The organism is Microbispora sp. CL1-1 (assembly GCF_012034195.1).
In the GTDB taxonomy this organism is placed as follows: domain Bacteria; phylum Actinomycetota; class Actinomycetes; order Streptosporangiales; family Streptosporangiaceae; genus Microbispora.
Window position 1 is genome coordinate 1 of the sequence record NZ_JAATEK010000079.1, and the last position, 11,626, is coordinate 11,626.

Annotated in this window: 8 protein-coding genes and 1 pseudogene; 1 reads left to right on the plus strand and 8 read right to left on the minus strand. The window is 69.9% G+C overall.

Annotated features, from left to right (window positions below):
- From HCK04_RS43235 to HCK04_RS44520, 8 genes and pseudogenes are all read right to left on the minus strand, one after another.
- On the minus strand, positions 1-1,260 hold a 1,260-nt coding region (locus tag HCK04_RS43235), incomplete at its 3' end, for a C40 family peptidase (protein ID WP_240972245.1).
- The gene (locus tag HCK04_RS39300) at positions 1,257-2,087 is read right to left on the minus strand and encodes a replication-relaxation family protein (protein ID WP_142652606.1); all 831 of its coding nucleotides are present in this window, start codon (positions 2,085-2,087) and stop codon (positions 1,257-1,259) included. The genes HCK04_RS43235 and HCK04_RS39300, both read right to left, overlap by 4 nt.
- A complete protein-coding gene (locus HCK04_RS39305; protein WP_142652607.1) occupies positions 2,084-4,513 on the minus strand; it encodes a type IV secretion system DNA-binding domain-containing protein in 2,430 nt (809 codons plus the stop codon). Before HCK04_RS39305 ends, HCK04_RS39300 begins: the two co-directional genes overlap by 4 nt.
- Positions 4,513-6,282 (minus strand): ATP-binding protein, encoded by a 1,770-nt coding sequence (locus HCK04_RS39310; RefSeq protein ID WP_221890036.1) that lies wholly within the window; start codon positions 6,280-6,282, stop codon positions 4,513-4,515. Before HCK04_RS39310 ends, HCK04_RS39305 begins: the two co-directional genes overlap by 1 nt.
- Positions 6,279-7,214, minus strand: coding sequence for a PrgI family protein (locus HCK04_RS39315; RefSeq protein ID WP_142652609.1), 936 nt, complete (start codon positions 7,212-7,214; stop codon positions 6,279-6,281). The genes HCK04_RS39310 and HCK04_RS39315 overlap by 4 nt, the downstream gene beginning before the upstream one ends.
- The gene (locus HCK04_RS39320) at positions 7,211-8,698 is read right to left on the minus strand and encodes a conjugal transfer protein TrbL family protein (protein WP_142652610.1); all 1,488 of its coding nucleotides are present in this window, start codon (positions 8,696-8,698) and stop codon (positions 7,211-7,213) included. The genes HCK04_RS39315 and HCK04_RS39320 overlap by 4 nt, the downstream gene beginning before the upstream one ends.
- A 359-nt stretch (positions 8,699-9,057) precedes the next feature.
- Positions 9,058-9,285: pseudogene (locus tag HCK04_RS43240) on the minus strand (transposase); the annotation flags it as partial.
- A gap of 46 nt (positions 9,286-9,331) precedes the next feature.
- A complete protein-coding gene (locus tag HCK04_RS44520; protein WP_312845799.1) occupies positions 9,332-10,930 on the minus strand; it encodes a replication initiator in 1,599 nt (532 codons plus the stop codon).
- A 292-nt stretch (positions 10,931-11,222) separates the two neighbouring features.
- Here HCK04_RS44520 and HCK04_RS39335 point away from each other — a divergent pair, with 292 nt between their 5' ends.
- Positions 11,223-11,591 (plus strand): hypothetical protein, encoded by a 369-nt coding sequence (locus HCK04_RS39335; protein WP_142652612.1) that lies wholly within the window; start codon positions 11,223-11,225, stop codon positions 11,589-11,591.
- Positions 11,592-11,626: the final 35 nt, after the last annotated feature.

The following is an 11,626-nucleotide window of genomic DNA, read 5'->3' on the forward strand; positions in this document are numbered from 1 at the left end:
CACGGCCCCGGCGTAGTCGCTGCGGGACATTGGTGCTATCTGCACATGGCTGCCGGTGTGCGGGGCGTGGACCATCTTCCCCCCGCCGATATAGAGGCCCACGTGGTGGATCGTGCTGGGATCGCGAGGGTTGTAGGCAAAGAACACCAGATCGCCCGGTTGGAGTCGCGAGCGGTCGACGTGCTTACCGGAGTGCCATTGCGGGCCGGTGGAGGACCCGATGCCGACTCCTGCCCTGCTCCATGCGTACTCGGTGAGGCCGCTGCAGTCGAAGCCCTTGGTCCCGGCCCCGCGGCCGGTGCCGAAGCTCGGCCCGCCTGGCCCGCCGCCACCCCAGGAGTAAGGCACGCCGATCATGCGTAGCGCGGCTCTGACAGCGATCGCACCTCGCCCAGCGGGGCCCTCGATCAGCGCGTTTCCGTCAGAGGTCGTCTCGTCGGCAGGGTTGTCCGCCCTGAGTTTCAGTTCCTCGCAGAGCTGGCCCGCGGCCGTGGTCACGATGTCGTCGGCGCGCTTCCTGATCTCGTCCGGGTCGGGTCGCTCGCCTGAGTCCTGGCCGCCCAGGTCCGCCGCGATGCTTGCTACGAGTTCGTCACGTGGAATGCCCAGCCCGGCTGCGGTTTGAATACTGACCCGTATGTCGTCGCTCGTGGTCGTGTCCACGGCCGCTCGCCCGGACGATCCGCCCTTCCACAGCAGGGCGACCAGCGCCTTGGCGCGCGGTTCGTGCTCGGCGTAGGCGTCGCGCAGATCCTCGCGGGGGCGCTGGACGAGCGCTGCGGCCTGGGTGAGCGGCATGTGCTCCCAGGCGGGGATCTCGACCAGGCGCTTGTAGAAGGAGCGAGCCGCGTGGGAGGGATCGGTGACCTGCTGCTTCGTCCCCCAGCCTTGCGACGGTTGCTGCTGGAACAGTCCGTACGAGCCGTTGCCGGTCCTTAAATTGGTAAGGCTGCTTTCCTGAATCGCGGTGCCGAGGGCGATCTCGGCGGCTCGCTTGGGCAGACCCAGCTTGGCAGCGACGTTCACGATCTGCCGGGCGTTCGCGATCTGCTGGGAGGAGAGCCCGAAGCGGGCAGCGGCCAGCGGCCGTACCGCGCCAGGTGGGGCGGCGTAGGCGCAGATCGCAGCTCGGAGCTTGGCCGTGTCGCGGGCCGTGAAGGCGTACTTGGCTCCGCCGCCGATCCCGGCGATGACGACGACGCCGCATACCAGGCAACCGCCGGCCGCGATGAACTTGCCGACCCCGAGCTCTACGATCAAGGGCGCGCCTCCTGGCCGAAGTGGCGCGCGAGTTCGGCGAGGCGGAGCCGTCCTTCCGTCCGGTTGCCCGGTAGCCACATCGCCTCGTGCGGTTCCTGGCCCTCGGTGGCGGTCGCGATGGGTACCGACACGAGAGCCCCTCGGAGGCGCAGCCGGTCATGCAGGTTGGCTTCGCGCCGCGAGGTGCTGGTCAGGAACAGGACGGGAGTGTCGATCCCGCTGGCGGCGGCCAGCGAGGCGTACCCGCTGAGTTTCGCGGCGACTCGGTCGAGTGTTTCGGTGCCGGTGTCGTATTCGAGGAAGAAGTCCAGGGTGAGGCCGTTGTCGGTCCATCGGCCGTAGGCGTCGGGCCGTACGTGCTTGCCCCACATGGCCTTGCACTGGGCCTCGGTCCACCAGGTGTCCAGGCGGCAGCCGCCGGTGCGTCGGGCGTGGCCGGACAGGGCGGCGAAGACGCCGTTCACGCCGATGGTGTGCGCGAGGCGCTGGCCATAGGCGATGGCGAGAGCTTGGCCGCGCCGGTATCCGAACTCCGACAGGGTGACGCCGTCTTCCAGGGCAAGTACGGCGGCGCCGGCCTCTCCCAGGACGTAGTGCCAGGGTGCGGAGCCGAGAGGGGGCCGGGGGCGGAAGCGGTCGAGTGCACTGAGGCGATTCAGCTTGACCAGCCGGTGGCGGCCGGTGTGGTCGTTGTCGAACGCCGCCTGGAGGAGCTGGTGGGTGGTCAGGACCTCGTGGGTCCAGACCATGCGGAGCAGGCGCCGGTCGTGGCTCGTGAGCCGCATGACGAGCGAGTCGAGGACGCGAGGCGTGTAGTGCTGGTTCATTCATCTCCTTTCGGTTGGGTGCGGGGGTCTCCTTCCGGCAGGGGGTCACCGGCGGTGGGGTGCCGGCCGTGGGCGCGGGCGGCGGCGAGCCGTACGCGTGCGGCGAGGTCGGAATCGGGCTCGGGCAGCGGCCGGGTGCGCAGGGTGAAGGGCGGGGTCTCCGCGGAGCGCACCACGAGCCGGGCGGCGGCCTGGAAGGCGCCGAGATTGGCCAGGTCATGCCGGGTCAGGTAGGGGCTGAAGTGGTGCTCGACCTCGCGGGCATCCTCGGGCGAGAGCGAGAAGTAGATCTTGTTGCGGGCGTCCGAGCTGATGGCCTGGCACAGGTCCCGGGGGAGCTGGGCCAGATGCTGGTGGGCGAGCACCATCGACAGCCGGTAGGCGCGGGCCTCGGCGAGCATGTCCGCCAGCGCGTGCGGGAGGTTCAGGAAGTTCTGCGTCTCGTCCACGTACAGCGCGGACGGTGAGCGGGCGTGGCCGAGCCGGGCGCGGTGGGAGGCGGCCTGCCAGACCTGGGCCAGTAGAAGGGAGCCGAGCAGGCGGGCGGTGTCGTCGCCGAGGACGCCTTTGGGGAGGCGGGCGAGCAGGATCTTGCCGTCCAGGACGTCGCCGACGTCGAAGGTGGACTGGGCCGAGCCGAGGATGTCCCGGACGAAGGGGCGGAGCAGGAACGCCCGCAGCTTGTTCATGATGGGCGCGGTGACGTGTGCTTGGGCCTGCTCGGACAGGTGCTCGTACCAGTTCCAGAAACCCAGCAGGAAGGGGTCGTCGAGCCGTTCGGTGAGGTCTTTTCGGTAGGGGTGATCGCTGAGCAGCGCCGGGATGTCGGCCAGGGTTCCGCCGTTGCGGGAGAGGGTGAGGGCGCAGCCGCGCAGGATGTCGTCGCTGCGCGGGCCCCAGGAGTCGGCGTAGATCTTGTGGAAGATGCCGACGAGGTTGTCCGCGAGGGTTTCCCGGTCCGGGCCGCTCAGCACGTTGAGCGCCGGCCGGGGATGGCGGTCGTCCGGGTCGATCAAAGCCAGGCGCTCGCCCGCTTCTTCGGGAATGAGGCCGAGCAGGTCGGTGACCAGGTCACCCTTGGCGTCGACGACGGCGACGCCGTGGCCGGCCTCGATGTCGGAGAGGATCATCTGGGCCAGCAGCGTGCTTTTGCCGGTGCCGTTCGGGCCGAGGACGTGCACGTGGTGGAAGGAGTCGGCCACGCGCAGCGCGACCGGCCGCACGTGCCCGGCGTCGCAGAAGCCGAGCACCTTGCCCTTCGCGGAGACCTGCGGCGCGGGCGGCACCGACCTGGCCCCGGCACGGCTCAGACCCGGTACGGCGGCGTCCAAGGGAAGGTGCGCCAGGGCGGCGATTTCGGGCACCGAGAGCAGGAACCCGCGCCGGAGCATCCGGGAGGCCAGTCGCTCGGCGGGCAGGGTGAGCCGGTGCCGTTCCAGCCGGTTGTGTCCGGCGAACAGGGCGAAGGACGAGGCGATCGCGTGTGCCCGGCCCCGGGTCGCGTTCCGCCGGGCCTCGCGGGCCTGCTTGCGATCGCGCTCGTCACCCGAGGTGGGGTCGTCTGCCTGTACGGCGTACCGGATTGCGACCTCGTAGCGCGGGCGTTGGGCTTTGTCGCGGATGGCGCGGGCTTCGGCCGATTCCTCCAGCCGGGCGGCACGATTGGTGGGGCTGAGATGTGCTGGATGGAGCCGGGGGTGCATCGGGCCGGGGGTGACGAAGTCCAGAAAGGCGCGCACCAGCCCGAGCGGTACGGCCAGCCCGCCCCTGGTGGTCACTCCGGTGGGGCCTCCGCTGATCAGCTGGGCGAGGCGGCGGCCGGTGGCGGGCCGGGCGAGGATCTGGACGGCGGCGTGCTGCCAGGCGGGCATGCCCACGGCGGCTCCGAGCAGGGCGCGGAGCGGGTCGTGGTCATGGGAGTGGCGGATCGGCAGCAGCTCACTTCGGGCGATCACCAGGTGCCCGCCGGTCGCCTGCCCGGTCAGCGGGACCGGCGGGGCCGCCTCCACGACCGCCGTGCGCGCCGACGGCCAGGCCGACTCGATCGCGTGCTCCACCAGGTGCTGCGGGACGGTGCCCGGAACCCACAGCCGGATCCGTACGCCGCCGGCGCCGAAGACGTACTCGAAGGCCAGGTGCGGCTGACCGAACAGGGCACGCTTCCAGGCCGGGCGCAGCAGCCCCATCAGGTTGGTCCACAGCGCCTCCGACCCCGCCATGTCCGCCACCGGGGGCGCGAGGATCTCCACGCATCGCGCCCCCTTCGTCGCGGCGCGGTGGCGCAGCCGTACGACTAGGGCGCTGAGCAGTTCAAGCACGATCGCAGCGGCCGAAACCCCGAAGGTGAGCCACGAGACATGGGTGCTCACCCAGGTCAGGAGCATCTCGATGAAGGCATCGGGGTCATAGGGAAGGTTCTGCAGCATCAGAACTCGTCCTCCTCGTCTGCCATGAGGTGTCCATAGGCGGCCAGCTCGGAGGGTGATGACGTGGCCAGGCGGTGTTCCTGCTCGCTGGCCAGGACCTGGAAGGCGACTCGGGAAGCGCCGGAGTCGGCGGCCAGGAGCCCGAAACCGCGCTCGGCCGACAGCAGGAGCTGGCGTTCGCCATCGGACAGGCGGAAGGCCTCGGCGACTCTGTCGATCGCCTGGGGTGCCTGGCGGAGCAGGATCTGGGTGGCGGAGTTGGCGATGATCGCCTGCCCGATGTCGGAGCCGAGCAGGTCGGCGGCGTCCTGGGTGACCACCGACAGCCCGGCCCAGTGCTTGCGGGCGCTTTTGGCCATCCGTAGCAGGAACTTCGCACCCTCCGGGTCGCGCATGAGCAGCCATGCCTCATCGACCACAACGAGACGAGGGCGGCGATTGCCCGGGTCGGAGACGCGCCGCCAGACCGCGTCCAGGGTCAGCAGGGTGCCGACGGCCTTGAGCTCGTCGGGCAGGTCCCGCAGAGAGAAGACGATCAGGTGGGAGTCGGGCCGCGTGGTGGTGTGGCCGTCGAAGAGCCGGCGGTGGCTTCCGGTGACGTACGGCGCGAGTCCGGCGGCCAGTTCCCTGGCCTTGGGGTCGTTGTCGGCGGCCAACGCGTCGGCGAGGTCGCGCATGAGCGGCGGGCGGCGTGTCCAGGTCCGCCGGTCGAAGGTGATCCCCGCGCCCTTGTAGGCGGCGATGATGGCCCGGTCGAGCGCGGCCTTGCTGGCCTTGTCGAGTGGCTCGCCGAGCATGACCGCGACCAGGGTGTGCAGGAACAGCGAGCGTCTGGTGAGCGCGTCGCCCTCCCGCTGTTCCGGAGGCGGTAGGTCGAAGGGGTTGAGCCGGACGTTCGCCGCGCCGAGCTGCAGGTAGGCGCCGCCGACGGCCGCGCACAGGCGGGCGTACTCGTCTTCGGGGTCGATGACGGCGACCTCGACGCCGGTGTAGAGCGAGCGCAGTGCTTCCAGCTTGGCCAGGTAGGACTTGCCGCCGCCGGAACAGCCCAGGATTGTCGAGTTGTGGTTGGGCTGGGCGAACCGGTCCCAGGCCACGAGAGAGGAGCTGGCCGCGTTCGCGCCGTACAGAACCGTGGTGGGTCCAAGGTCGGCGGTCAGGTCGGGACTGGTGAAAGGGAAGGCCGCCGCGAGCGCCGGGGTGTCGAAGGTGCGGCGCATCTGCAGGTTGTCGTACGCCATAGGCAGCGCCGACACCCAGCCCTGAAGCTGCCGGAAGGTCACCACACGCGCGTCCAGCAGGAGCGACCCGGCCAGGGCCCGGACCTGGGCGCAGGCGTCCTCCAACTCCTCGGCAGTGGTGGCGTGGACCGTGAGGTAGATCGAGGTGCGGAACAGCTTGGCCTGTCCTCGCGCGAGCCGGGAGGCCAGCTCCTGGGCGTCTTCGGCGGCGACCTCCGCGCTGGGGTCGATGAGCCGACCGTGCTGGTGGTCGCTGCGCAGGCCGGATTCCAGGCGGGCGAGCTGTTTGCGGAGCCGGTCGGAGGCGACCAGGGACGGCACCGGGTCGACGTGGAAGGACACATCCAGCCGCCCGGGGTAGGTGAGCAGGGGTTCCAGCCAGCCGGGTGTGACCTCGCGCGGGTAGCCGGTGACGGCGAGCGTCGCGCAGTGGTCGTCGCCGACCTGCAGGTGCCGGGGCCGGACTTCGACCGCGTCGGGGCCGAACCCATGCGCGCGCTGTGTCGTGCGGCGGAAGGCGAGCTTCACCAGCGTTCTCCTCTCGTGATGACCTGGTCCGGAGCCGCCATCTGGGCGCCGGGCAGCGGCGGCGCCGCAGGGTCGAAGCAGGCGGCCAGCAGTGCGCTCGTGGCGGGGGTGTCGAGCAGGCGGACGGTCAGGCCGCAGGCCGACAGCAGACGAGCGGCTTCGTCCAGCCGCCGCAGGGCACGGGCCGCCGAGGCCTCCCGCGCCTTACCTGCCGCGGGCTCACGTACAACCAGGAGGACCTGGCGGCGCAGCAGGTCATGACGGCCGGCGAGGCCGGCGAGGAAGCCGGCGTGCTGGAGCGCGGCGGCCGACAGCGCCGGGTGCGGCAGGTGGCGGGCGTTGTGCTCAAGAGTGGCGATCGTTTCGGCGAGGTCGACCCGTTCGGCGCGTACGAGGATCTGGACCGGGCCCGAAAGCGAGTTGAGCCAGCGCCCGAACACCGTGACCAGCGCGTCCTGCTCTTCGGGGGTACGCAGGGCGAAGCTGAGCGTGGACACCTCCGCGATGGCCGCGATGCCGTCCGGGCCGAGGTCGAGTAGCCCGTCCCCGGCCATCCCCTGAACGGGAAGGCGTAGCTGCGCGGGAGCGGGGCCGGGCCTGGCGCCGATCCACGTGGGAGGTGGTGGCACCTCCTGGGAAGCGGAGACGAGGCGTTTGGGTGCGCGCAGGTGGCGGACGACGGCGAGCAGGTAGCGGTCGAGCGACAAACCGTCGTGTCGGGCGGTTGCGAGTAGGATCCCGGCCACCGCGATCGGCAGCGCCACCGCGGCGCAGACCACGAGCGGCACCCGGTCACCGACGAGCAGGTACGCGGCGTAGAGCAGAGCGCCGGTGCCGACGAGGATGACCACTTGGCGGGCGGTGAACCCCGCGACGATTTTGTCGTCCTGGTCCACGTCGGCGGGGATGCGAACCGGCTGCACCCAGCTCATCGGCCCTCATCTCCTGTGGGGTTGGGGGGCGGAGTACGGCGATCTCCTGTGTCGCCCGGCCGTCCGGAGACGCCCTGCGAGGGGTAGACGGGAGGCCGGAACATCACCGGCGGGACCGGTGGGCGGGCAGGCCGTGATGGGCTGTTCTGGGTGCGGAGCCGGTACATCTGGGCCAGCCCGGCCGGGCCGTTTGCGTAGTAGGTCTCGCGCGGATACCCGTATACCGGCGTCGTCGGGGGAACCGGACCGGACGGCCGCGGCGGCCTCCGGTACTTGCCCTGGACAGCAGGAGCGGACGGAGCGTGCTTGACAGGGGCGGCCTCCCAATCCGCCGGATTCATCGGGCGGCGGGCGGCCACGGGCGCGTGCTTGGCAGGACCGGGCCCACCTCGGGCCGCAGAGGCGGCGGTCCCGGTCAGGGCAGTCGCGCCGGCAGCGGCAGCCGTACCAGCAGGACCGGCGGCGAGCGCCGGAAGCGCTCGGCTGGCCATCGTTCTCCCGGCCATCGCATGGGCGGCAGCCACGTGCCCGGCGACCCGAGGCGTGCTGCTCCGGCGTCCACCCGGGCGGAGGTGCAGGGCGGCCAGGACGGGCGAGGTGAGCTTGTAGGCCAAGGCGTACTTGACCATCCGGCCGATCATCGAGTGGCCGCCGACCCCGGCGAAGATCCGGCGAGAGATCCAGCCAGGAATGCGGATCAAGATGATCAGCAGGCACAGGGCGAGCACCAGATTGACGAGCTGGCCGGTCGGGACGATGCCGAGCAGCAGCCGCCCGTCCTGGTTGAAGAAGATCCGCACCGCCAGGACGAGCGTGAGCGACTGGGTGACCTGGATGAGCAGGAGCCCGGTGAAGGCCCGCCACCAGAACCGGGCCAGCCCCTCGGTGTACGGCAGAGCCAGGCAGGCCAGCGCGAGCGGCGAGGCGACCGTCAGCAACAGCACCAGCGCCACCCGCATGACGAACGTGATCAGCAACAGCAGCAGCAAGACGACCGCGACCAGGGCGAGCAGGACGTAGAAGATCTGCTGCGAGGCGCCCGGCGCGATGATCAGCGTCTGGAGGGTGGCGGCGGCGCGGCGACCGTCGAAGTCCTGCCCGAGCAGGGCCTTGGACAGGGCATTGGCGATCTCGATGACCTTCCCGCACAGCAGGAAGCTGCTGTTGGCGGCCAGGACGGCGATGAACAGCCGGGGCAGGACCTCCTTGACCGCATACCGCGTCTGCACCGTCTGGTAGCCCATCGCGCTGATCGCGCCGACGGTCGCCAGCAGGACGAACCCGGTGTTGGCGATCGCGGCGGTCGCCTGCCACAGGTCGAAGACCCGGCCGCTGCCGGAAACGTCCGGGGTGGCCAGCAGCGTCACCGCCAGCAGGTCCAGCAACGGCTTGATCGCCAGGTACACCAGGCCGGCGAACCAGGAGTTGATCTGACCGGTGATCCAGTCCCCGATGCCGAAGCCGATCCCCGTTCCCTCCGGCACCGGCAGCTCACCGGGAGCGGGCGGGGACGCGCGCCTCGGGCCGCCCGGCGGACCGACGGCGCACCCTTCCGGAGAAACACATCCCGACTACACGATGGAAAGCAGGGATTAGACAAGAAAATCCGCCCTGCGCGAGGGAGTGAATAGTCCAGGCGTCCGGAGAGCGGTCGACTGATTATTCCGCTCATAACGATCAATGCCGCGAGGGCATTCGTCGTATCGACGTAGCACTGATCAGTACCTCGGACCGCAGGCTGCGTTTACGTAGAGCTGCGGGCGCAATGAGTTGGGTGATGTCCCGCTGAGTGGTGCAACTCGCTGCTGATCGTGTGGGGTTGGGGAGTTGTGGGTTGGTGTGACTATGACGCGGTGAGGGTGGTGTGCGCCAGGGGTTTGGCCAGATCGTCTGCGGGCGGGGCGGCGAGTTGGGCCATGGAGCCCTCGGACAGGTAGCGGCGGTCGCTGACTTGCCATTCGTCGTGGTGTTCGGCCAGGACGGCTCCGGCCAGGCGGCCCAGGGCGGTGGGGTTGGGGAAGACGCCCACGACGTCGGAGCGGCGTTTGATTTCCCGGTTCAGCCGTTCGATTAACCGGCCCTGGCCCTCAGGGCAAGGCAGTTGAGGGAGTCGCAGTTCAGCGCTCGAGGCGGGAGATGTGGTCGGTGAGTGCGTCGGCGACGCGGGCGTGGCGGGCCGCCTCGCTGTCCCAACCGCGATGGTCGGCGTCGGCCTGGAGTGCTTGAACATCGGTGAGCTGGCTGCGCAGGGCGTCAGTGAACTCGGGGCCGGTCACGAAGTTGTCGCAGGTTTCGCAGATGTTGGCGTAGGGGCAGGCGCCTGCGGCTTCGTGTCGGGAGCAGTAGCCGTGAGCGACGCGGGTCTTGAGCATCTCGCTGTTCAGCCAGGTCACCTTGTCCGGGACGATCGGCTTGCCGGCCGGGGTCAGGGTGAACTGGCGGCGCATCTTGCCCATTGCTTCGTCGTAGGCGGTGCGCAGCGTCGGGGAGGCCAAGGTCGCGTAGCGGATGGTCATCTGCGGGGTGACATGCCCGAGCAGAGCCATCAGCGCCTGCAGGCTCATCCCGGCGTTGGCCAGGCCGGTGGCCCAGGTGTGGCGGAGCTGATGCGGGGTGACGACGAGCACGCCGCCGTCGGGTGCGCGGAGCCCGGCCAGTTCGGCGGCGGCGAGCAGGCCGTTGCGCAGCCGGGTCGCGCCGAGTCTGCGGCCGTGCAGGGTGAACAGGAAGTCGGTTGGTGTCGCGGTGCGTGGATGCGGCAACGGTCGGTGAACGCCGCGCAGCGTGGCCCATTCATCCAGCGCGGTGAGGGTGCCGGCGTCCAGGGGGACCATGCGTTCGGTGGCGAGCTTGCCGAGCGGGACTTTCAGCCAGGTCCCGGTGGGACCGTAGTCGATGATGCTGCCGACCTCCAGGTCGAGCAGCTCGCCGACGCGCAGCCCAGCACCGCGAAGGACGGGCAGGGCCAGGCGGGCGAAATCGTCGTCCAGGCGGGCGACGGCATTCATAAGGGCGGCATCGATGTCGGGCGGCAGCGCCCGGGGCAGCGGCTGGTCGAGTTTGGGGATATCGGCGGCGAAGACCAGGCGGCGCGTGGGTGCTTCGGCCCAGCCCCAGGCGGCGATGTCGTCGAGCATGTTGCGCAGGCTGAGTGCCGCTGCTTGGGCGACTGCTGCCGAGACGGTCCGGCCTGCCCCGGCCGCGGCGCGCTGGCCGCGCCAGGGCCGGGTGCGGTTGAAGATGAGGTAGCCCTCGATGTGGTGCCGCTCCAGCTGGCGCAGCGAGGTCACGTCGGGATGACGGTCGGTGAGGTATTCGGCGAACGGCAGCAGGTCGTTGACCAGGCTCTCCACCGATCGGGGTCGTAGTACCGCGGCGCGGGTGCGGACATAGCGCAGCAGCACCTGGCGGACCTGGTCGGCCATCGGCACCTGGGCGAAACGCTGCTCCAGGGTGCGCGCCCAGGGCCGTCGTCGGGGCGGTGTGTCGATCATGCGGGACTCGAACAAGATCTGGCGGACGCCGGCGATGCCGGAGGTCGTGGAGTAGCGACGGGACTTGGTGGAGAAGCGGCCCCGGAACCCCATCATGTGAGCACACTGGATGAGCCGGAATTCGGTCAGCTCGTCGAAGGCGCCCAGGCGCAGGCGCTCGGCGATGAGCCGCCGGGAGTGATCTCGGAGGGGAAGCGCGGCCAGGTCCGGACTGCAAGGCAGAAACTTCCATCAGCCGAACCCGGTCGGGTGACCTTACCCAGCCGTGAATGATCGAGGTTGACTTAAAAAGCAATGGATTACACCTTGTGGACCGATCCATTCAGGGTATATAAGACCATTCGTGAATGTCGCACATAATCGCCGCGTAGGAGGGGCAATATCCCTGGCCGTGGCTGTCACTGGCTGCTCGGCTGTCGGTAACACCGGCGGCTTGAGCAATTCCTACCCTGCGTAAGGAGTGGGCGGAGTGGATCCGATAGTACTTGCCGCTGGAACCGCTTTGGTGACGGCGATGGCCACTGATGCATGGGAGCAGGCCCGAGCGGGAGCGGTCGCGCTGTGGAGGCGGGTCCGTCCCGAGCAAGCTGACACAGTCGAGAAGGAGCTGGCCGAGGTCCGCACCCAGGTCCTTGCCGCCCGCCACGACGGCGATCTCGATACCGAGCGGGCGCTGGCCGGATCCTGGCAGGTCCGGCTGCAGCAGTTGCTACGCGAGGACCCCGCCCTGGGCGCGGAACTGCGCCGGGTGCTCGATGAGGAGCTCACGCCCGTGCTGACCCCCGCCGATCAGACGCAGATCGGGTCGATCCTGATGAGAGCGACCGCCAGCGGTCACGGCCGCGTGTACCAGGCCGGTCGCGACCAGCACATCACCGAGTAGTGAGCAACGGCAGGGCGGGAAAACCGAAGACCATA